The organism is Streptomyces sp. NPDC048001 (assembly GCF_043203115.1).
Lineage (GTDB): Bacteria > Actinomycetota > Actinomycetes > Streptomycetales > Streptomycetaceae > Streptomyces > Streptomyces sanyensis.
In genome coordinates, this window is sequence record NZ_JBIDBN010000009.1 from 257,058 (window position 1) to 278,127 (window position 21,070).

Annotated in this window: 21 protein-coding genes and 1 riboswitch; of the genes, 11 read left to right on the forward strand and 10 right to left on the reverse strand. The window is 75.5% G+C overall.

The features are described 5' to 3' along the window. Positions 1–61 precede the first annotated feature (61 nt). The 3 genes from ACGF15_RS18805 to ACGF15_RS18815 all read right to left on the reverse strand — a co-directional run bounded on the left by ACGF15_RS18805 (position 62) and on the right by ACGF15_RS18815 (position 2,210). The gene (locus ACGF15_RS18805) at positions 62–457 is read right to left on the reverse strand and encodes a DUF3040 domain-containing protein (protein WP_345614619.1); all 396 of its coding nucleotides are present in this window, start codon (positions 455–457) and stop codon (positions 62–64) included. Between the two features lie 248 nt (positions 458–705). Next, positions 706–1,494 (reverse strand): methyltransferase, encoded by a 789-nt coding sequence (locus ACGF15_RS18810; protein ID WP_345614618.1) that lies wholly within the window; start codon positions 1,492–1,494, stop codon positions 706–708. 179 nt (positions 1,495–1,673) lie between these two features. Beyond that, complete coding sequence (locus ACGF15_RS18815; protein WP_345614617.1) at positions 1,674–2,210, reverse strand: SAV_6107 family HEPN domain-containing protein; 537 nt, start codon at positions 2,208–2,210, stop codon at positions 1,674–1,676. Positions 2,211–2,476: 266 nt separating this feature from the next. Here ACGF15_RS18815 and ACGF15_RS18820 point away from each other — a divergent pair, with 266 nt between their 5' ends. The 5 genes from ACGF15_RS18820 (at position 2,477) to ACGF15_RS18840 (ending at position 8,741) form a co-directional block, all read left to right on the forward strand. After that, on the forward strand, positions 2,477–3,541 hold the full coding sequence (locus tag ACGF15_RS18820) for an ATP-binding cassette domain-containing protein (RefSeq protein ID WP_392800253.1): 1,065 nt from the start codon (positions 2,477–2,479) through the stop codon (positions 3,539–3,541). Further along, positions 3,513–5,597, forward strand: coding sequence for a YhgE/Pip domain-containing protein (locus ACGF15_RS18825; RefSeq protein WP_362606004.1), 2,085 nt, complete (start codon positions 3,513–3,515; stop codon positions 5,595–5,597). Before ACGF15_RS18820 ends, ACGF15_RS18825 begins: the two co-directional genes overlap by 29 nt. A gap of 29 nt (positions 5,598–5,626) precedes the next feature. Further along, positions 5,627–6,241, forward strand: coding sequence for a TetR/AcrR family transcriptional regulator (locus ACGF15_RS18830; RefSeq protein ID WP_345614614.1), 615 nt, complete (start codon positions 5,627–5,629; stop codon positions 6,239–6,241). A gap of 353 nt (positions 6,242–6,594) precedes the next feature. Continuing rightward, positions 6,595–7,212, forward strand: coding sequence for a DUF4126 domain-containing protein (locus ACGF15_RS18835; RefSeq protein ID WP_345614613.1), 618 nt, complete (start codon positions 6,595–6,597; stop codon positions 7,210–7,212). 29 nt (positions 7,213–7,241) lie between these two features. Continuing rightward, on the forward strand, positions 7,242–8,741 hold the full coding sequence (locus ACGF15_RS18840) for an NAD(P)/FAD-dependent oxidoreductase (protein WP_362606011.1): 1,500 nt from the start codon (positions 7,242–7,244) through the stop codon (positions 8,739–8,741). A gap of 46 nt (positions 8,742–8,787) precedes the next feature. Here ACGF15_RS18840 and ACGF15_RS18845 read toward each other — a convergent pair whose 3' ends face one another. The 5 genes from ACGF15_RS18845 to ACGF15_RS18865 form a co-directional block, all read right to left on the reverse strand. Continuing rightward, entirely contained in the window at positions 8,788–9,843 is a 1,056-nt protein-coding gene (locus tag ACGF15_RS18845) for a hypothetical protein (protein ID WP_392800258.1), read from the reverse strand. A 51-nt stretch (positions 9,844–9,894) separates the two neighbouring features. After that, on the reverse strand, positions 9,895–10,812 hold the full coding sequence (metF, locus tag ACGF15_RS18850) for a methylenetetrahydrofolate reductase [NAD(P)H] (RefSeq protein WP_345614610.1): 918 nt from the start codon (positions 10,810–10,812) through the stop codon (positions 9,895–9,897). Between the two features lie 146 nt (positions 10,813–10,958). Beyond that, on the reverse strand, positions 10,959–11,609 hold the full coding sequence (gene thiE / locus ACGF15_RS18855) for a thiamine phosphate synthase (RefSeq protein ID WP_392800261.1): 651 nt from the start codon (positions 11,607–11,609) through the stop codon (positions 10,959–10,961). Between the two features lie 135 nt (positions 11,610–11,744). Continuing rightward, positions 11,745–12,110, reverse strand: coding sequence for an Rv2175c family DNA-binding protein (locus tag ACGF15_RS18860; protein WP_256527157.1), 366 nt, complete (start codon positions 12,108–12,110; stop codon positions 11,745–11,747). Between the two features lie 96 nt (positions 12,111–12,206). Beyond that, on the reverse strand, positions 12,207–13,466 hold the full coding sequence (locus ACGF15_RS18865; protein ID WP_392800265.1) for an NAD(P)/FAD-dependent oxidoreductase: 1,260 nt from the start codon (positions 13,464–13,466) through the stop codon (positions 12,207–12,209). A 447-nt stretch (positions 13,467–13,913) separates the two neighbouring features. After that, positions 13,914–14,026: riboswitch (TPP riboswitch) on the forward strand. On the opposite strand from ACGF15_RS18865, the gene thiO reads away from it, so the two are divergent. The 5 genes from thiO to ACGF15_RS18890 all read left to right on the forward strand — a co-directional run bounded on the left by thiO (position 14,024) and on the right by ACGF15_RS18890 (position 19,178). Then, on the forward strand, positions 14,024–15,184 hold the full coding sequence (thiO, locus tag ACGF15_RS18870) for a glycine oxidase ThiO (RefSeq protein ID WP_362606023.1): 1,161 nt from the start codon (positions 14,024–14,026) through the stop codon (positions 15,182–15,184). It overlaps the preceding riboswitch by 3 nt. Continuing rightward, entirely contained in the window at positions 15,181–15,381 is a 201-nt protein-coding gene (thiS, locus tag ACGF15_RS18875; protein WP_345614607.1) for a sulfur carrier protein ThiS, read from the forward strand. The genes thiO and thiS overlap by 4 nt, the downstream gene beginning before the upstream one ends. A 5-nt stretch (positions 15,382–15,386) precedes the next feature. Continuing rightward, complete coding sequence (locus tag ACGF15_RS18880) at positions 15,387–16,187, forward strand: thiazole synthase (protein ID WP_362606026.1); 801 nt, start codon at positions 15,387–15,389, stop codon at positions 16,185–16,187. Positions 16,188–16,380: 193 nt separating this feature from the next. After that, positions 16,381–18,318: a Stk1 family PASTA domain-containing Ser/Thr kinase gene (gene pknB / locus ACGF15_RS18885; protein WP_392800270.1), complete on the forward strand. Its 1,938-nt coding sequence runs from the start codon at positions 16,381–16,383 to the stop codon at positions 18,316–18,318. A gap of 23 nt (positions 18,319–18,341) precedes the next feature. After that, a complete protein-coding gene (locus ACGF15_RS18890) occupies positions 18,342–19,178 on the forward strand; it encodes a deoxyribonuclease IV (RefSeq protein ID WP_345614604.1) in 837 nt (278 codons plus the stop codon). A gap of 151 nt (positions 19,179–19,329) precedes the next feature. Here the strand turns inward: ACGF15_RS18890 and ACGF15_RS18895 are convergent, their stop codons facing one another. Continuing rightward, a complete protein-coding gene (locus ACGF15_RS18895; RefSeq protein ID WP_345614603.1) occupies positions 19,330–19,962 on the reverse strand; it encodes a sulfite oxidase-like oxidoreductase in 633 nt (210 codons plus the stop codon). Positions 19,963–20,115: 153 nt separating this feature from the next. Here ACGF15_RS18895 and bfr point away from each other — a divergent pair, with 153 nt between their 5' ends. Then, positions 20,116–20,595 carry a bacterioferritin gene (gene bfr / locus ACGF15_RS18900; RefSeq protein ID WP_345614602.1) on the forward strand — a complete coding sequence of 160 codons (480 nt, stop codon included), beginning with the start codon at positions 20,116–20,118 and terminating at the stop codon, positions 20,593–20,595. A gap of 94 nt (positions 20,596–20,689) precedes the next feature. On the opposite strand, the gene ACGF15_RS18905 is transcribed toward bfr, so the two are convergent. Then, positions 20,690–21,007: a (2Fe-2S)-binding protein gene (locus ACGF15_RS18905; RefSeq protein WP_345614601.1), complete on the reverse strand. Its 318-nt coding sequence runs from the start codon at positions 21,005–21,007 to the stop codon at positions 20,690–20,692. Positions 21,008–21,070: the final 63 nt, after the last annotated feature.

Below are 21,070 nucleotides of genomic sequence, written 5' to 3' on the forward strand. Positions count from 1 at the left end.
CGGGGCGACGCGGTGCGTCGCCCCTCACTCGCAGTGCACGCGTCTCAGCCGCGTCTGCGGTTCACTGTCCCTGCTGTTCATCGCGGCGGCGCTGCCACCGCTGCTCGATGCGGTCCATCACCGACCTGCGCTGATGGTGCTGACGCCGGGTGCCATGGCCGCCTGCGGCCTGCTGCTCGCCCGGTTTGGGGGCCTTGCGCCAGCCGGTGACCGCCAGCACCGCGCAGCCGAGCATCACCAGGAAGCCCACCACGCTGATCCAGATCTGCTGCGCGACCATTCCGGCCATGAGGAGCGCGATACCCACCAGGAAGCCGGCGACCGCCTGGTAGACCCGTCGCCGGGTGTACGTACGCAGCCCGCTTCCCTCGAGCGCTGTCGCGAACTTGGGATCTTCGGCGTACAGCGCTCGCTCCATCTGCTCGAGCATGCGCTGCTCGTGCTCCGAGAGCGGCACGGAGTCCTCCTCGTCGTCGGTCGCGGGGGCGACCGGTATGCGGCCCTTTCAGGATAGGCAGGGTTTCGCCCCCGTGAAACCCGCCCACTCGCCTCACGCCAGTCCGGGCCGCCATGCCCGATCGAAGTCCTGAGGCGTAGATTCCCCAACCTCCGATCCGTCATGCCGGACGGTGTCCCCCGATCATACGGGGCGAACGGCGCGGCCGGGGGGTCGGAGCCGTACTCCGTCTGCCGCTGCGCCGCTGATCAGGCCTGCCTCTCCGCGAGGACGTGCAGCTGGGTGGCGACGGAGCGGAAGGCGGCGAGCTCCGCCGCGGCGGCCTCCAGCCTGAGCAGCGCCTCCAGAGCACCCGGTTCGGTGTCCACGAGCACCCCGGGGACCAGGTCGGCGAAGACCCGCACCCCGTGGACGGCCGAGACCTCGGCACCGGTGGCGGAGACGAGCTCGGTGAGCTGCTCTGCGGTGAACCGCCGCGGCACCGGGTCGCCCTCCCCCCAGCGCCCGTCGGGGTCGTCGAGGGCCCGGTGCGCCTCGGCGAAGTGCCCCGCCAGGGCTCGGGCCAGGACCGCGCCGCCGAGACCGGCCGCGAGCAGGCTCAGCGCACCGCCGGGGCGCAGCGCGTCCACCGTGTTGCGCAGCCCCTCGGCGGGGTCGTCGACGTACTCCAGCACCCCGTGGCACAACACCACGTCGAAGCCCTCGCGGCCGACGACGTCGAAGAGGCCGTGGACGTCGCCCTGGACGCCCCGGACCCGCTCGGCCACTCCGGCCTCGGCCGCGCGGCGCTCCAGGGCGAACAGGGCGTTGGGGCTCGGGTCGACCACGGTCACGCGGTGGCCCAGGCGGGCGAGGGGCACCGCGAAGTTGCCGGTGCCGCCGCCGGTGTCGAGGACGTCCAGCGCGTCCGCCCCGACCGCCTTCGCCCGGCGGTCGATCGCGTCCTGGAGCACGTCCCAGACCACGGCGGTGCGCAGGGACGCACGGGAGGGTCGCGGTGGGGTCTCCCCACCGGAGGCAGGAGAACGGTCCGACACGGCAGGTGGCTCCTCGGGCGGTGTGCTGGCGTTGTGGCGTCCACCCTATTGCCTCCGCCCCGTCGCCTCCGCCGCCCGGTCCCGCGCCGCACCCCGACCCCGGTGGCCCCTCCGCAGGAGGAGGGCACGGGAACGTCCTCGGCGGCCCCGCCCGAGCACGGGGCGCCCCCCGGCCGGATTCAGCCGCCGGGGATCGGACCGGGCCGGTCCGCCCGGGAGCGGGGGACGGCGGACCGGAGGGAGAGCAGGCGCTCCACGACGCGCAGGAACATCGCCGCGTCGCGCAGCAGGTCGTCCGCGTCGCGGGCGGTGGCCGCGCCGGGGATGCCGGCTTCGGCACGGGCGCGGCGTTCGGCGCCCGCCGCGAAGAGCATGCTCCACTCGGCGAGCTCCGGCGCCGTCTCGGGCAGGACCTCCCAGGCGCTGCGTATGCGCCGCCTGCGCCGGGGGGCCGGCTCCGGCCGCCCCCGGACGGCGAGCACGGCCGCGGCGGAGCGCAGGGCGGACAGGTGGGCGGCGGCGAACCGCTCGTTGGGGGCGGACAGGCCCGCGGCCTCGTCCAGGGCGGTGCGGGCCCGGGCGAGCAGGGCGAGGGCGGCGGGCGGAGCGGAGGAGCGCCGCCGCACGGGGTGGACGTCGTGCGCCGGTCCGGTCGATGAGGGGGCGGGGCCGGTGGCGCGGCGCGGGGAAGCGGCTGCTGTCGGGCGGCTGGCCATGACGAGCCTCCTGTCGTCGGGTGACGGAGCGGTAGCCGTCTGCACCCATGGTGAGGGCACCCACTGACAACGGCCCCGACCTGGGGACCCGCCGACCGGGACCACCGCGGGCGGCCGGAGCCGGGGGCCGGCCGCGGCTCGCGGGGCGCCCCGGCCGCGAGGCACCGGGACGGGGGCGGCGCGGCGCGAAGAGGGGGCCGCCTTGCACCCGCCGGGTGCCCCGGGCTACTTTTGAACTGACCAGTCAGTTCAAAGAATGGGTGATCGTGGCGAAGCAGGGGGCGGAACCGCCCGGCGGACCGCGGGGAGCGGGCGTCGGCGCCGAGGACTTCGGGCTGCGCGGCACGCGCGGATGGGCCTTCCGGTCGGTGTCCTTCAGAGCGGAGCCGGGATCGCTGGTCGCGATCACCGGGCCGTCGGGTTCGGGGCGGACCTGTCTGCTGCTCGCCCTGACGGGGCGGATGCGGACGGCCGAGGGCACCGCCGAGGTGGCCGGTCTCGACCTCCCGCGCCGGATGGCGGCCGTACGGCGGATCAGCGCACTGGGCCATGTGCCCGGCGTCAGTGAACTGGAACCGGCGCTCACGGTGGCCGAGCACCTGCGCGAACGCGTCCTGCTCCGGCGCAGGTTCAACGGCTCCCTCAGGGAGCTGCTGCGGCCCCGCAGGGCCCGGGCCGCCACGGCGCGCGCCCGGATCGACGCGGCCCTCGCCGCCGCCGGGCTGGACACCGCGGCGCTCCCCAAGGGGGAGCGGACCGCCGTGCGCGACCTGGAGAGGCTTCAGGGGCTGCGGCTCTCCGTGGCACTGGCCCTCATCGGCGGGCCCCGGCTGCTCGCGGTCGACGACACGGACCTGAAGCTCTCGGACGGCGACCGCGAGGAGGCCTGGGCGATGCTGCGCTCCGTCGCCGCGTCCGGCACCACCGTGCTCGCCGTGTGCAGCGACGCCCCCGAGGGGGCGGTCGTGGTCCGGGCCGGGGTCCCGGCCGGTGCGGCGCAGACCCCGGGCGCCGCGAACGCGGACGCGGTCGACGCGGACACCGCCACCGGCACGGCCTACACGGACACCGACACGGGCACGGGCACCGGCGCGGACGCGCCCGGGGCCGGGCCCCGCCCCGAGCAGGGGGCGGGCCCCCGGGAGGACCGGGCTGACCGGGTTGACCGGCGTCCGAGCGCCCCCGGGAGCGGGGAGAGGACGCAGGCGGACGACGCCCGGGACACCGCCGGGCGGCCCGGACCCGAGGACCCCGACGGGAAGCCCGCGAAGAAGACCGAGGACGACACGGAAGGGGCGGCCGATGCGCTCGCCGAGACTGGCCGCTCTTGAACTGAGGCGCTTCGGCAGGGGCAAGCTGCCGATGGCCGCCCTGATCGCCGTGCTGCTGCTCCCGCTGCTGTACGGGGCGCTGTACCTGTGCTCGTTCTGGGACCCCTACAGCCGGCTGGACCGCATCCCCGCCGCCCTGGTCAACGCCGACGAGGGGGCCACGGCGGACGGCCGCCGCATCGCCGCGGGCGACGAGATCGCCGGGAAGCTGCTCGACAGCGAGGTCTTCGACTGGCACGAGGTGAGCGACGCCCAGGCCCGCGAGGGCGTCGAGGACGGCACGTACTACCTGTCGCTCACCATGCCGGAGGACTTCAGCCGGCGCATCGCCTCCAGCTCGGGCGACACACCCGAGACCAGCGCGCTGCGGGTGCGCACCAACGACGCCAACAACTACATCGTCGGGCAGATCTCGCGGAGCGTGTTCTCCGAGGTCCGCAACGCCGCGTCGACCGACGCCTCGCGCACCTTCCTGGACCGGATCTTCATCTCCTTCTCCGACATCCACGACGCCACCGAGAAGGCCGCGGAGGGCGCCGAGGAGCTCAAGGACGGCGTGGGCAAGGCCAAGAAGGGCTCCAAGGACCTCGCGGACGGGCTGAAGGACGCGAAGTCCGGCAGCACCAGGCTGTCGGGCGGCATCAGCAAGCTGCACACGGGGGCGGGCGAGCTCAGGACCGGCTCGCGCCAGGTCGCCGAAGGCACCCAGCAACTCGCCGACAAGGTCAACGGCGTGGCCGAGGACGTCCGCCCCTATCTGAAGAACGACGGGAAGAACATCCGCAACACGGCCCGCCTGGTGGCCGACTCCTCCCGCGCGGTGCGCCACAACCTCGATCTGCTGGTGAAGGCCGCGCCCGGGACCTCCGTGGTCGCCCACGCCTCGGCCGAGGAACTCGCCGGGATCCACCGCACCCGCTGCGAGGAGGCGGACCCGGACGACCCGGCCTGCCCGGCGCTGCAGCGGGCCAAGGTCACCGCTGCCGACGTGGCGGCCGTCGCCGACGACGTCGAGACGCTGGTGAAGGACGCCGACGGCGATCTGAAGACCATGCGGGACCAGCTGGAGAAGCTGGAGAAGCAGGCCGACGAGCTCGCCGCACGCGGCCCGCGGCTGGAGGAGGACCTCGAGTTCACCGTCGGCAGGATCAACGAGCTCAACTCGGGCGCCCACAAGGTCTCCAAGGGCGCGGCCTCGCTCTACACCGGGCTCACCGAGGCCAAGACCGGCTCGGCCGAGCTGGACAGCGGTGTGGGGCGCCTGAAGAAGGGGGCGGGCGACCTGGACGGGGGGCTGTACCGGCTCTCCGGGGGGTCCGAGGAGCTCGCGGCCGGGCTCGGCGAGGGCGTGGAGAAGATCCCCGACTACGACGAGCGGGACCGCGACCGGCGGACCTCGGTGATGTCCGACCCGGTGCAGCTCGCGGCGCGCTCGCTGCACGAGGCGCCGAACTACGGAACCGGCTTCGCCCCGTACTTCATCCCGCTCTCCCTTTGGGTGGGCGCCATGGTCGCCTACATGATCATCCAGCCGATGAACCGGCGTGCGCTGGCCGCGGGCGGCTCCGCCTGGCGGATCGCCCTGGCCGGCTGGCTGCCGGTCGCCTCGATCGGCCTGCTGCAGGTCGGGGCGCTGATGTCGGTGCTGCACTTCGGCCTCGGTCTCCAGACGGCCAGAGCGGCCGGGACGGTCGGTTTCCTGGCACTGGTGACCTGCTGCTTCGCCGCCATCATCCAGTGGCTCAACGCCCGCTTCGGCGCGGCGGGCCGGATCCTGGTGCTCGCCGTGCTGATGCTTCAGCTCACCTCGGCGGGCGGCACCTACCCGGTGCAGACCTCTCCCGGGTTCTTCAACGCCGTCCACCCGTTCCTGCCGATGAGCTACGTGGTGGACGCCCTGCGGCGGCTCATCACCGGCGGCGGTCTCGGCCCCGTGTGGCAGGCCGTGGCCGTGCTGGCGGCGTTCACCGCCGGGGCGCTGGCCCTCACCGCGCTCTCCGCGCGGCGCCGGCAGGTGTGGACACTGGACCGGCTGCACCCGGAGCTCAGCCTGTGAGCACGGCACGACCTGGGAGAATCACCGGCATGGACAGCACGAGCACGAGACGGCGCGCGACCCGTGCGAAGCTCTACGAGGCCGCGGTGACGCTCATCGCGGAGCAGGGCTTCTCCGCCACCACGGTGGACGAGATCGCGGAGCGCGCCGGTGTGGCCAAGGGCACGGTCTACTACAACTTCAAGAGCAAGACCGAGCTCTTCGAGGAGCTGCTGCGCCACGGCGTGGGGCTGCTGACGGCCTCGCTCCGGGAGGCGGCGGACGCGACCGCGGCACGCGGCGGGACGCGGGTCGAGGCCCTGGACGCGATGATCCGCGCAGGACTGCTGTTCATCGACCGCTACCAGGCGTTCACCCAGCTCTACGTGGCCGAGCTGTGGCGGACGAACCGGGCCTGGCAGGACACCCTGCTGGTGGTGCGCCAGGACGCGGTGGCCGTGGTGGAGAGGGTGCTGCGCGAGGGGGTCGAGGAGGGCGAGCTGAGCGCCGAGATCGACATCCCGCTGACGGCCGCCGCGCTGGTCGGCATGGTGCTGGTCGCCGCGCTGGACTGGAAGGCCTTCCAGCCGGAGCGCTCGCTGGACGAGGTGCACGGGGCGCTGTCGCTGCTGCTGCACGGGCGGGTGAGCGGACGCCGGGACTGAACCCGGCGCACCCGCGGCGGCGGGGACCGGACCCGGCGCGCCCGCGGGGGCGGGCCCGGGCACAACACCCGGCCCGGGCAACACGCGGCCCGGGCACAACACGCGGCCCGGACCGGCTGTCCGCCGGTCCGGGCTCCTCGGCCCCGCTCCCCGTCGCGGGTGGGGCAGCGCGCCGTTCCGGCGCCCCGTGCCGCCGGTGCGGCGCCGCTCCCCCTCCGCGGCCCCCACTCTCCCGCCCCGGACCTCCCGCTCCCATCCGCGCCCCTACTCAACCCGCCGCCTAGGTACGGATACTCAGGGGGATCCGCGGGCAACTCCCCCGCGGCGCGGGCGGGCTGGCTACCATCGTCTCCGTGTCGGTACTCCCCCTGGTCTTCACGAGCGGCTGGGCGAGCGGGATCAACGCCTATGCGGTGGTCCTCCTGCTCGGCCTCCTCGGCGCCGCCGGCGTCAGCGACGACGTGCCCGCGGCGCTCCAGCGCCCCGACGTGCTGATCGCCGCCGGTGTGCTGTTCGCCTGCGAGGCGGTCGCCGACAAGATCCCCTACGTCGACTCCGTGTGGGACTCGGTGCACACCGTCGTCCGGCCGGTCGCCGGGGCGGTGGTCGCGGCACTGCTCGCGGGCCAGAGCGGTTCGCTGCCCGAGCTCGCCGCCGGGGCCGTCGGCGGGGCGACGGCACTGGCCAGCCACCTGGTCAAGGCGGGTACGCGGATGGCCGTCAACACCTCTCCGGAGCCGTTCAGCAACATCCTGGTGAGCATCGCGGAGGACCTCGGGGTCGCCGGGATCGTCACCTTCGCCCTCTTCCACCCGGTGGCCGCGGCATCGGTCGCCGCGGCGCTGCTCCTGGCCGGCATCGCGACCACGCTCTTCCTGGCGTCCAGGATCCGCCGCTTCCTGCGGCGGCGGGCCCGCCGCCGGGAGCGCCGGCCGGCCCCGGCCGGTGTCGCCGCAGGGCCACCGGAATGAGCGTTCCGCCAGGTCGATAGGGTCGGCCCATGGCACGGATTGCGGTGATCGGCGCCGGGATGGGCGCGATGGCGGCGGCGGCCCGGCTGGCCACGGCGGGCCACCGGGTGACGGTGTACGAGCGAGGTGCGACGTACGGCGGCTCGGTGGGCCGCCGTACCCGGGACGGCTTCGCCTTCGACACCGGGCCGGGCCTGCTGCACCTCCCCGCCGTCTGGCGGGACGTCTTCGTGAAGACCGGCAAGGAGCCCCTGGAGCGGTGCGTGACGCTGACCCAGGTGGACCCCGCGAGCAGGCACCTGTTCGCCGACGGCACCTCCGTCCTGCTGCCGAACGCCTCCCGGGCCGGGGTCGTCGCCGCTCTCGACGCCGCGCTGGGCGCCGGCGCCGGGGAGCGCTGGGGCGAGTTCCTGGGGCGGGCCAGGCAGACCTGGGAGCGCGTGCGCCGCCCGCTGCTGGAGGAGCCGCTGCCCGCCGACCCGGCGGCACCGGCCTCGGAGGACCCCTACCCGGCCCCCCGGCGGGGCCTGCTGCGCCGCCGGGCGGCCACCCTGGCCGAGGTCGGCGGCCGGGAGCTGCGCGACCCGCGACTGGCCGCGCTGCTCGACGCGTACGCCGCCGCCTACGGACTCGTCCCGCACACCGCGCCCGCGGCCGCGGCCGTCCTGCCGTACATGGAGCAGACCTTCGGCTCCTGGTACGTGGCGGGCGGGACGCGCGCACTCGCCGAGGCCCTGTACGAGCGGTGCCTGGCCCGCCGGGTGGAGTTCGCCTTCGGCGCGGGGGTGGTGGCGACCGACGTGGCGGGCGGACGCGCCTGCGGGCTGGTGCTCGCCGACGGCACCACCGTGCCCGCCGACACGGTGGTCTCCGGGGCGCCGCTGCCCGTGCTGTCCCGGGAGGGCGCGCTGCCCGGCCGGGAGGCCGGCGGATGGCCCCGGTGCCAGTCGCAGGTGCGGACGGGCCGTGTGACGGTGCTGCTCGCCCTGCGCGGGGAGCGGGCCCCGGACGCCGTGCACCGCACGGTGGTCCACGGGCCGGACGGGCCGGGCGAGTGGCCGGCCCTCGCGGCGGGGCGGCTGCCGGAGCGGCCGACGGTGACCGTCCTGCGCCCGGACGACCCGCTGGTGCGTCCCGACGGCGCGCACGAGGCGCTCACCCTGACCGCCACGGTGCCCGCCGAACCGGCCTCGGGGGCCTGGACGGCGGGCACGGGCGGGGAGTTCGCGGACCGGATGGTCGAGGCCGCCCGGGCCGCGGTGCCGGACCTGCCCGACCGGGTGCTGTGGCGCGAGGTGCGCACCCCCGAGGACACCCGGGCCGACACGGGCTCCGCCGTGGTACCGCCCCCGGCGCTGCCCGGGGTCTCCGGGGCCCTGCTGCCCGCGGCCAACTCCGCGCCCGTGGAGGGCCTCTACGCGGTGGGCGGCTGGGCCCACCCCGGGGGAGGGCTGGCGCACGCGGGCATGTCCGGGGCGCTGGTGGCCGGACTGGTGGTGGAGGGCGCGGGGTTCCGCGGCTCCCGCTGACCCCGCAGGCGTCGGACGCCCGGCGGGGCGGCGGGGCGGCCGCGGCTCAGTAGCGGTAGCGCTGCTCGTCGTGGGCCGGGTCGTGGCCGTAGGGGTCCGGCTGCCCGTCCTGGGACGCGGCCTCCCGGCCGGTCTCCCGCTGCTGGGGGACCCACACGCCGCCGGGCGGGGTGTCGGTGTACGGCTGCGGGTAGGACTGGTACTCCCCGGGGGCGTAGGGGTCCGCGTATCCCTGCGTGCCGTAGTCCTGCGTGCCGTAGTCCTGCGTGCCGTGGTCCTGGGCCCTGTAGCCCTCCGCCGCGGGCGCATGGCCCTCCGCGGGGGTGTAGCCCGCGTACGGGGCGGTGTCGTAGGTGTCCGCGTAGGCGGCGTACTGGTGCTGTCTGTCGCCGTACCCGTAGTCGGAGGAGCCGTACTCGGAGGAGCCGTACTCGGACGAGCCGTGGCCCGGGGACTCGTGCCCGGCCGCACCGTCCTCGTGACGGGTACCGGGCTCGGCGTAGGCGTCGTAGGCGCCGTAGACCCGGCCCGCCCCGTCGGAGTCCGCGTCCCCGGACCGGTCCTCGCCCCAGGCCCCGCTCCCGCGGGCGCCGTACCGGTCGGTGTCCTCCGGCTCCCGCCCGTACGCCCCGGCGTCGCCGTCCGCGGTGCTCCCGGAGGGGTCGTAGCCGCCGTAGGACCCGTAGCCCTCGGCCTCCCCCCGGCCCGCCTCCCCGCCGAAGGGGGAGTCCGCGCCCCCGTGGCCCTCGTCCGTGTCCCCGCGGCTGTCGTCGGAGAGCTCCGAGACCTCCAGCGTGGGGTCCTTGCGGGCCCCGGGGGCGGAGCGCCGGCGGCGGCTGGCGCCGGGCTTCCCGCCGAGCGCCCAGCCGGTGGAGAAGCCGCGGCGGAAGGAGAGCGTCACATAGGTCTGCCCCACCGCGAAGGCGACCCCGCCGACGGCGATGACCGCCCGGGACGACAGCAGCACACCGGCGACCACCGCCAGGAAGCCGACGAAGGCCAGCAGCCGCCAGCGCAGCCGCGCCTTGTACTGGAGCAGCACCTCGCCCAGCAACCACAGCGCGACGATGCCGAACGCGATGTAGAGGACCGTCCAGCCCATGCCCGCCCCTCTCCAGCGGCCGCCGCCCCGTGGCGGGGCGGATACGGCCTGTCACGACTGCCGGTGCAGTCCGAGATTCTCGTGGATCTCGAGTGTGGCGGTGGAGTTGTTGAGCGTGATGAAGTGCAGACCCGGAACATCCTCGGCAAGCAGCCTCGCGCAGAACTCCGTCGCGAACTCGATGCCAATGGAGCGTACAGCGGCCGGATCGTCCTTGACCGAGAGGATCCTGTCTTTCAGTTCCCGGGGGATCTCGGCGTTGCTGAGTTCGGGGAAGCGCTCCAGTTGCCGGACGCTGGTGAGGGGCATGATCTCGGGGATGATCGGGGTCTCGCAACCGGCCGCCTCGGCCCGGTCGCGCAGGCGCAGATAGCTGTCCGGGTGGAAGAACATCTGCGTGATGGCGTAGTCGGCCCCCGCATGGCACTTGTCCACGAAGTGCCGGATGTCCGCGTCCCAGTCCGAGGAGCGGGGGTGCATCTCGGGGAAGGCGGCGACGCCCACGCAGAAGTCCCCGGCCTCCTTGATGAGGCTGACGAGCTCCGCGGCGTAGGTCACACCCCGGGGGTGCCGGACCCATTCGGCCATCGGGTCGCCGGGCGGGTCGCCGCGCAGGGCGAGGATGTTGCGGATGCCGGCGTCCGCATACTGGCCGATCATGTTCCGCAGTTCGGCCACCGAGTGACCGACGGCGGTGAGGTGGGCGACCGGGGTGAGGGTGGAGTCGGAGGCGATCTTCTGGGTGGCCTTCACCGTCCCGGAGCGGGTGGAGCCGCCGGCTCCGTAGGTGACGGAGACGAAGTCGGGTCCCACCGCCTCCACTCTGCGCAGGGCGTTCCACAGGTTGCGCTCCCCTTTGTCGCTCTTCGGGGAGTAGAACTCGAAGGAGTACGTCGTCTCACCGGCTGCGAGCATGTCGCGCACGGTGCGCGCGCGGTCCGTCCTGGTGGAAGCAGTGCCGAGGGCCATACCCGCAGGTTAGCCAGGGTTGGCCGGTCCCCCAACCGGATCAGGGGTTTCCGTCCCGAAATGCCCGGCTGCCGTCCACATGGCGGACTCCCGTGAGACGGCGGCCGGGCCCGCGGGGCACGGCCGCACGCTCCGGGGCGCCCGTCTCAGGCCGCCCGCTCCCGGATCCGCCGGGCCAGTTCGGCGCTCGCCGCCCCCGGGTCCTCCGCCTCGGTGACGGCGCGGACCACGACCACGCGGCGGGCGCCCGCGTCCAGCACCGCGTCCAGGTTGCCGGCGTCGATCCCGCCGATCGCGAACCAGGGTCGCGGGGTCGGGAGCGAGGCCGCGTAGCGCACCAGGCCGAGGCCGGGCGCGTGGCGGCCGGGCTTGGTCGGCGTGGGCCAGCAGGGGCCGGTGCAGAAGTAGTCCACCCCGGGCTCGGCCGCCGCGGCGTCCACCTCGGCCTCCGCGTGCGTGGAGCGGCCGATCAGCACCCCGGAGCCGAGCACCGCGCGGGCCGCGGGCACCGGCAGGTCGCCCTGCCCGAGGTGGAGCACGTCGGAGGCCGCGGCATGGGCCACGTCGGCGCGGTCGTTCACCGCGAGCAGGGCCCCGTGGCGGCGGCAGGCGTCGGCGAAGACCCGCAGGTGCTCCAGCTCCTCCCCCGCCTCCATGCCCTTGTCGCGCAGCTGCACGACGTCGACGCCCGAGGAGAGCACGGCGTCCAGGAACTCGGGCAGGTCGCCCTGGCGCCTCCTGGCGTCGGTGCAGAGGTAGAGCCGGGCGTCGGCGAGCCGGTCGCGGAGCGTGGACATGGGTGGTTCCCCCCGGTGGACGTGCGGGTGCGAAGGGCGCGGTGCCGACCCGGCGGCGGGCGTCGGGACGGCACCGCGCCTCGGCGGTGTCGGGTGCGGCGGCAGCGGCCGCCGCGGGGTCGGATCGCGGATGACTCAGACGGCGAGCGCCTGCGCCCGGCGCTTCACCTCCGTGCCGCGGTTCTCGCCCAGGGCCTGGGCCGGGGTGCCCGGAAGGGTCGGGTCAGGGGTGAACAGCCACTCCAGCATCTCCTCGTCGGTGAAGCCGTCGTCCCGCAGCAGGGTCAGGGTCCCGGACAGGCCCTTGACGACCCGGTCGCCGTCGATGAAGGCGGCCGGCACCTGGAGGGTCCGGTTCTCGCCGCGGCGTACGGCGATCAGCTGGCCCTCCTTGACCAGCTGCCGCACCCGGGTCACCTCGACATCGAGCATTTCCGCGATGTCCGGCAGGTGGAGCCAGGCGGGGACGAGGGCGTCGGTCTTAGCGTCAATCTCGGTCACGGGGACAAGCCTGCCATCCGCGGCGGGCAGCCGGTAGCCGACGCCTGCGCGAGGGCTCGGGGATCCGCCGTCCGGCCGCGCCTGCGGGGACGGCCGTCACAGGACGGCGGACTTCAGCGGGACGGCGGGATCGGCGGCGCGGACCGGGTCCGGCCGGGCACCCGCGGCGATCAGCCTGCGCCCCTGGGCCACGTCGCGCGGCCGGTCCACGGCCAGCACGGCGACGAGCACGCCCTCCCGCAGCCAGAGCGCGGTCCACGCGCTGTCCGCCCACGGGTCGCCGCGCCACAGCAGGGTGTCGGCCGCCGGGTGGTGGCCGGCGTACTGCACGAAGCGGCCGAACTGCTCGGACCAGAAGTACGGCACGGGGTCGTAGGGCTCCGCCCCTCCCCCGGTGATCGCCGCGGCCACGGTGCGCGGGCCCTGGAGGGCGTTGTCCCAGTGGTGGACCAGCAGCCGCCTGCCGTACCGGGCGGACGGGTAGGAGGCGCAGTCCCCCACCGCGTAGACGTCGGGCGCGGAGGTGCGCAGACCCGCGTCGGCCAGGACCGCGCCGTCGGGGCCGAGGGCGATGCCGCTGCCGGCCAGGGCGGCGGTGGCCGGCCGGGCCCCGATCCCCACGACCACCGCGTCCGCGGCGATCCGGCGCCCGGCCCCGTCCTCCGCGCCGCTCCCGGCGAGCGTGACGGCTCCCGGTTCCACCGCGGCGACCCGTTCACCGGTGAGCAGCCGTACCCCCGCCTCGGCGTACCAGCGGGCCATGGGCGCGGCGGCCTCGGCCGGCAGCGAGCCGGCCAGCGGACGGTCGGCGGCCTCCACCACGGTGACGGCGCAGCCCGCCGCCCGGGCCGCGGTGGCGAACTCCGCCCCGATCCAGCCGGCCCCGACGACCACGATCGCGTGCCGGCGTGCGAGGACGGGCCGCAGCCGCTCGGCGTCGTCCAGGGTCCGCAGCAGGTGCACCCCGGGCACGCCCTCCGTACCGGGCAGGGCCACGGGAACGGCGCCGGTGGCGAGGACGAGGGTGTCGTAGGCCACCGGACCGGCCTCGGTGTCCACCTCGTGGTCCTCGGGGCGCACCCCGGTGACCTCGCAGCCGAGGCGCAGCTCGACGCCGAGGGCGTCGAAGTCGATGTCGAAGGCCGAGCCCTCCGCGGTGCCCAGCAGGACCGCCTTGGACAGCGGCGGCCGGTCGTAGGGCTGGTGGGGTTCGGCGCCGATCAGGGTGACGGCCCCGGTGAAGCCGGCCTCGCGCAGGGCGACCGCGGTCTGCACCCCCGCCATGCCCGCGCCCGCGACGACGACCCGCCGCGCGTCCCGTACCCCGTTACCTCCGCCGTGCGTCTGCTCGCTCACCCGGCCACCCTAAGGGCAGCACCCGGCCCGGACGCCGGCGCCGACGGGGCGTCCGGGCGCCGGCTCCTCGACGGCGCCGGTGCCGCGGCCCTCGCGGGACTCCCGCGCCCGCGTCTCGTCTAGGCGCACGCGGCCGGGCGGGAGTTGGGACACCCACGGGCGCGGCGGCCCGCGGCGGTGGTGCCGTCCGTCCCGGGCCGGACACGGCGGACGTCGAGCGCGTCGCCCGTCCGGGTGCCGACCGGCCGGCCGTGCACCGGCTCCCCCACCCGGCCCGGACACGCCCCCGCCGCCGGTGGAGGCGAACCGGGTGCGCGCGCCGACCCGGCCCGGCGCGAGGATGCGCCCGGCGGGCGATCCGGCCGTCGGTGCCCGCTCCCGCCCCGCCCGCCGGGGCCCGGCGGCTGCCTTACCCCGCCCGAGGCCCTGGGTTTAGGGTGGCCACCGTAAGGCACACGCGGGAGCCCGGACGCACCGGGCTGAGAGGGAGGCTGGCCGGCCTCCGACCGTACGAACCTGATCCGGGTCATGCCGGCGAAGGGAGGGGCTGGACGCCCATGTCTCGTACACCGACCGCGCCCGACGTCCTCGTCATCGGGGGCGGCGTCATCGGACTGGTCACCGCCTGGCGGGCGGCGCAGCGCGGGATGCGCGTCACCCTCGCCGACCCCGACCCGGGCGGCGGGGCCGCCCGGGTGGCGGCCGGGATGCTGGCCGCGGTGACCGAACTCCACTACGGGGAGCAGGCACTGCTCGCGCTGAACCTCGACTCCGCCCGCCGCTACCCGGCGTTCGCGGCGGAACTCGAGGAGGCGAGCGGCACGCCCACGGGCTACCGCCGCTGCGGCACGCTCGCCGTGGCCCTCGACGCGGACGACCGCGCGCACCTCAGGGAGCTGCACGACCTCCAGATGCGCTCGGGCCTGGACTCCGCCTGGCTGAGCGGCCGCGAGTGCCGGAGGCTGGAGCCGATGCTGGCGCCCGGAGTCCGCGGCGGGCTGCGTGTCGACGGCGACCACCAGGTCGACCCGCGCCTGCTCGCCTCGGCGCTGCTGACGGCCTGCCGGCGCGGCGGGGTCGAGTTCCGCCGCGAGTGGGCGCGTGAACTGACCGTCTCGGGCGACCGGGCGGCGGGGGCGCTCCTCGCCGACGGCAGCCGCGTCTCCGCGGACCAGGTGGTGCTGGCGGGCGGCAGTCTCAGCGGGCGGCTCGCGGGCGTGCCGCGGGACGTGCTGCCGCCGGTCCGGCCCGTCAAGGGCCAGGTGCTGCGGCTGACCGTGCCGCCGGCCTTCGGGCCCTTCCTCTCCCGGACCGTGCGCGCGGTGGTCCGGGGCAGCCAGGTCTACCTGGTGCCGCGGGAGTCCGGCGAACTGGTCGTCGGGGCGACCAGCGAGGAACTGGGCTGGGACACCACGGTCACCGCGGGCGGCGTCTACGAACTGCTGCGCGACGCCCATGAACTGGTGCCGGGCATCACCGAACTCCCCCTGGTGGAGACCCGGGCCGGGCTGCGCCCCGGCTCCCCCGACAACGCCCCGCTGCTCGGGCGCACCGCGCTGCCCGGGCTGCTGCTGGCCACCGGGCACTACCGCAACGGCGTGCTGCTGACCCCGGTGACCGGCGAGGTGCTGGCCGAGGTGCTGGCGGGCGGCGAACCCCCCGCGACCGCACGCCCGTTCAGCCCCCGCCGCTTCTCACGACAGGAAGTCCCCGCATGAACGTCTCCGTCAACGGCACCCGCCGCGACCTCGCCCCCGGCACCACCCTGGAGGCGGTGGTCGGCTCCCTGAGCACGGCTCCGACCGGGGTGGCCGCCGCGGTGAACGAGACGGTCGTGCCGCGCGGGCGGTGGACCGCGACCCTGCTGTCCGACGGCGACCGCGTCGAGGTCCTCACCGCCGTGCAGGGAGGGTGAGCGCCGTGGCCGACGACCGTCTCGTCATCGGGGGCACCTCCTTCGCCTCCCGCCTGATCATGGGCACCGGCGGTGCGCCGAGCCTGGAGGTGCTGGAGCGCTCGCTGGCCGCCAGCGGCACCGAGCTGACCACCGTCGCGATGCGGCGGCTGGACCCGACCGTGCAGGGCTCCGTCCTCTCCGTGCTGGCGCGGCTCGGCATCCGGGTGCTGCCGAACACCGCCGGGTGCTACACGGCGGGTGAGGCGGTGCTCACGGCCCGGCTCGCCCGCGAGGCGCTCGGCACGGACTGGATCAAACTGGAGGTCGTCGCGGACGAGCGCACCCTGCTGCCGGACGGCGGGGAGCTGCTGGAGGCCGCGGAGACGCTGGTCGACGACGGGTTCACCGTCCTGCCGTACACCAACGACGACCCCGTCCTGGCGCGGCGGCTCCAGGAGGCGGGCTGCGCGGCGGTCATGCCGCTCGGCTCGCCGATCGGCTCCGGGCTGGGCATCCGCAACCCGCACAACTTCCGGCTGATCGTGGAGCAGGCGAGGGTGCCGGTGATCCTGGACGCGGGGGCGGGTACGGCCTCGGACGCGGCGCTGGCGATGGAGCTGGGCTGCGACGCGGTGATGCTGGCCTCGGCGGTCACCCGGGCGCAGGAGCCGGTGCTGATGGCCGAGGCCATGCGGCACGCGGTGGAGGCGGGGCGGCTGGCACGGCGGGCGGGGCGCATCCCGCGCCGCCACTTCGCCGAGGCGTCCTCCCCCGTCGAGGGGCGGGCCGACCTGGCGCACGACCCGGAGCGCCCGGCCTTCTGAAGCCCGCGCGCGCTCCGCAGGCCGCCGGGCGCGGACCGCGGCCGCGCGGGCCCGGCGGGCGCCCCCGCCGGGCCCGACGGGGCCCGGAACGCGGGCGCCGCCGGGCGCGGGGCGGCGCGGCGTGCGTCACAACCGCGCTGCAAGCCCGTACCGGAGCGCCGGGGGCCCGGTGCGCGGCTCGTAGACTCTCCCCGTGGACACGACCCTCCAGGACCCCCTCGTCGGGCAGCTGCTCGACGGCCGCTACCGCATCGAGGCGCGCATCGCCGTCGGCGGCATGGCCACGGTCTACCGGGCCGTCGACACCCGGCTCGACCGGGTGCTCGCGCTCAAGGTGATGCACCCGGAGCTGGCGGCCGACGCGACCTTCGTCGAGCGCTTCATCCGCGAGGCCAAGTCCGTCGCGCGCCTGGCGCACCCCAATGTGGTCGGTGCGTTCGACCAGGGCGCGGAGGGCGCGTACGTCTACCTGGCCATGGAGTACGTCGAGGGCTGCACCCTGCGGGACGTGCTGCGCGAGCGGGGGGCGCTGTCGCCGCGGGCCGCGCTGGACATCCTGGAGCCGGTGCTCGCCGCGCTCGGCGCCGCGCACCGGGCGGGCTTCGTGCACCGCGACATGAAGCCGGAGAACGTCCTGATAGGGGACGACGGCCGGGTCAAGGTCGCCGACTTCGGCCTGGTGCGCGCCGTGGACACCGTGACCAACACCTCGGGGGCGCTGCTGGGCACCGTCTCCTATCTGGCCCCCGAGCAGATCGAGTACGGCACCGCCGATCCCCGGGCCGACGTCTACGCCTGCGGTGTGGTGCTCTACGAGATGCTCACCGGCGGCAAGCCGCACGGCGGCGAGACCCCGGCCCAGGTGCTGTACCGGCACCTGAACGAGGACGTCCCGCCGCCCTCGGCCGCCGTGCCGGGCCTGGCCCCGGCCCTGGACGACCTGGTGGCGGGCGCCACCGCACGCACCCCCGAGGTGCGCCCGCAGGACGCCGTGGCGCTGCTCGCCGCGGTGCGCTCGGCCCGCGGCTCCCTGGACGAGGCGCAGCTGGACGCGGTGCCGCCCGGGGCGGCCGCGCTCGGCGCGGGGGAAGGGGACGCGGAGCGCACGGACGTCCTGCCGCGCACCGTCGCCCGCCGGGCGGCGCCGGAGGCGGAGGTGCACCGCACGGCCCGGCTGGCCGCGCCGGTGCCCGGGCCCCCCGGGTCCGGGCCGGGCGGCCGCGGGGGCCTGCGGGGGCGCTTGCCGCGACGCCCGGCGCTCACCCTGGTGGCCGTGGTCCTCGCGGTCCTGGGCCTCGGCGCCGGCGTGTGGTACATCAACTCGGGCCAGTTCACCCGGGTGCCGGCGCTGATCGGCACCACGGAGGCGCAGGCCCGTGAGCGGCTGGACGCCGCGGGACTGGACGTCCGGGGGGTGAGCCGCGAGTTCAGCGAGTCCGTGCCGCGGGGCTCGGTGCTCCGCAGCGACCCGGGCACCAACGAGCGGGTCCGCGGCAACGGTTCCGTGACGCTGGTCGTCTCGCGCGGTCCGCGGATCGTGAAGGTCCCCGACCTGGCGGGGCGGCCGCTGGAGCAGGCGCAGGAGGCGCTGCGGGAGGCGGGGCTCGCCCCGGGCGTGGTGACGAGGGAGTTCGACGAGACCGTGCAGCAGGGGTCGGTGATCCGCACGGATCCGGAGGCGGGCAGCAGCCGCAGCCCGGACAGCGCGGTGTCGCTGGTCGTGAGCCGGGGCGCGCCCGTCGACGTCCCGGACGTCACCGGCGAGTCGGCGGCCGCGGCGCGGCAGGCGCTGGAGGGCGCCGGGCTGGGCGTGGAGCTCGCCCCCGGGCGGGTGAACTCGCCGCATCCCGCCGGCAGCGTGGCCCGCCAGTCCGCCGCCGAGGGGACCCGGCTCGCCGCCGGCGACACGGTGACGCTGACCCTGTCGAAGGGGCCCCGGATGGTGCCGGTGCCGGATGTGGTCGGCACCCCGGTGGAGGAGGCGAAGGCCCGGCTGGAGGCGGCCGGGTTCGCGGTGGAGGTCCGCAAGACCTTCCCCTTCCTCGGCGACGAGGTCGCGAGCCAGTCCGTCGCGGGCGGCGAGGAGGCGCCCGAGGGCAGCACGATCACCCTCCGGGTCGAGGGGCTGTAGAGGACGTGCCGAGGCGCAACCCTGTGGGCAGCCATGTCCCCGTGGCCGGCGGACTGGCCACGACCGGCCTGGCCTACGCCCGTGAGCTGGGCGCGGAGGCCGTGCAGGTCTTCGTGGCCAATCCCCGCGGCTGGGCCACGCCCGCGGGCAGCCCGGCGCAGGACGAGAAGTTCCGGGCCGCCTGCGCGGCAGAGGACCTGTCGGCCTGGGTGCACGCCCCGTACCTGATCAACTTCGGCTCGCACACCGAGGCGACCGTGGAGCACTCGGTGCACTCGCTGCGGCACTCCCTGCGCCGGGCCGGGGAGATCGGGGCGCTCGGCGTGGTGGTGCACACCGGTTCGGCGACCGGCGGCCGCGCGCGGGCGACCGCGCTGGCGCAGGTGCGGGAGCGGATGCTGCCGCTGCTGGACGAGCTGACCGGCCGGGAGGACCCCTGGCTGCTGCTGGAGTCCACGGCCGGCCAGGGATCCTCGCTCTGCTCCCGGATGGAGGACCTGGCCGCGTACGTGGAGGCGCTGGACGCCCATCCCCGGCTGGGCTTCTGCCTGGACACCTGCCATGTCCACGCGGCGGGCCACGACCTGGCCTCTCCCGGGGGCGCCGGGCGGCTGCTGGACGAGCTGGTGGCGGCGGTGGGGCCGGGGCGGCTGCGGCTGGTCCATGCCAACGACTCCCGGGCGGGGGCCGGGGAGCGCCGCGACCGCCACGCCAACATCGGGGACGGGACGATCGGGGCGGAGGCCTTCCGGGAACTGCTGGCCCACCCCGCCACCGAGGGCGTCCCCTTCGTGATCGAGACACCGGGCGGGACGGCCGGCCACCGGGCGGACGTGGAGCTGCTGAAGCGCCTGCGCTGACGGCGCACGGGCCCGGATGCGGGTGCGGGTGCCGGCGCGGGCGGTGGCCCCGCACACACGACCGGGGTGCGTGCTCGGACAACGTGGCCGTGTCGTGCGCCCGGTGGCGCCCGGACGCACGACCGGGGTGCGTGCCGCGGCCCGGCGGGGGTCAGAGTTCGGGGCCGTCCCCGGGCTCCTCCTGGTAGGAGTAGCGCTGCTCCCTCCAGGGGTCGCCGAGGTTGTGGTAGCCGCGCTCCTCCCAGAAGCCGCGCCGGTCGGCGGTCATGTACTCGATGCCCCGGACCCATTTGGGGCCCTTCCAGGCGTAGAGCTGCGGTACGACCAGGCGCAGCGGGAAGCCGTGCTCGGCGGTGAGCAGTTCGCCGTCCTTGTGGGTGGCCAGCAGCGTCCGCCGCCCGGTGAAGTCGTCGAGGCGCAGATTGGCGCTGTAGCCGTACTCGGCCCAGACCATCACATGGGTGGCCGAGGGCGCGGGCGGGGCGAGGTCCACCACCGTCCGGGCCGCCACGCCTCCCCATTCGGCCCCCAGCATGCTGAACTTCGTCACGCAGTGCAGGTCGCCGACGACCGTGGTGAACGGCAGCGCCGAGAACTCCTCGTGGTTCCAGCAGTGCTTGTCGCCGTCGGCGGTGGCCCCGAAGACCCTGAACTCCCAGCGGTCGGGCTTGAACCGGGGCACCGGCCCGTAGTGGGTGACCGGCCAGCCGCGCTGGATGCGCTGTCCCGGCGGAAGCTCGGACTCCTGTGCTGCGCGCTGTTCCCGGCTCTCCGGCTGACCCATGCCTTCCATGGTGACAGACCGGGAGGGGTGGTCATGACCAGGTCTGGCCCGATTCGGGCAACTCCTACTAAGGGGGAACTTACTGGACGGTCTTTGACCTTGGTGCGAGGATGCGCGGGACCGTCCAGCCACACACCGGAAGGAGCCTCTGCGATGCAGGGCGACCCCGAGGTCATCGAGTTCCTCAACGAGCAGCTGACCGCCGAACTGACCGCGATCAACCAGTACTTCCTGCACGCGAAGATGCAGGAGAACTTCGGCTGGACGAAGCTCGCCAAGTACACCCGGGCCGAGTCCTTCGACGAGATGAAGCACGCGGAGACCCTGACCGACCGCATCCTCTTCCTCGACGGACTGCCGAACTACCAGCGGCTGTTCCACGTGCGGGTGGGCCAGACGGTCACGGAGATGTTCCAGGCCGACCGGCAGGTGGAGGTGGAGGCGATCGACCGCCTCAAGCGGGGCATCGAGGTCATGCGCGCGAAGGGCGACATCACCTCGGCGAACATCTTCGAGTCGATCCTGGAGGACGAGGAGCACCACATCGACTACCTCGACACCCAGCTGGAGCTGATCGAGAAGCTCGGCGAGCCGCTCTACATCGCACAGCTGATCGAGCAGCCGGAGAGCTGAGCCCGGCGGACGGCCCGGCGGACGGCCAGGGCACGGGCAGCGGCAGCGGCACGGGCAGCGGCAGCGCCAGCGGCAGCGGGGGCAGGCGCCCGGGTCAGGCGGCCTCGTCGAGCGCGCGCCCCAGGGCGGCGGCGGCCGGGTGCGGGGCGGGCACGGGCCCCGGCACGGCCGCGGGCTGCACGGAGGCGGGGGCGGGTGCGGCGGTCGGCAGCAGGGATTCCCCGCCCTGCTCCACCAGCTCCCGGCGGGGGCAGGCGCCGCGGCCGAGGAGCCCCTGTATGCGGCGCACACAGGACCCGCAGTCGGTGCCGGCCTTGGAGACGGAGGCGATCTGGCGAGGCGTGCAGGCGCCCGCGGCGGCATGTTCCTTGACCTGCTTCTCGGTGATGCCGAAGCACGAGCAGACGTACACGCCGTTCACCTCCCTCGGGGAATCGGGCGGGAGGCGCCGACGGAGCCGTCCCGGGACGCCCCG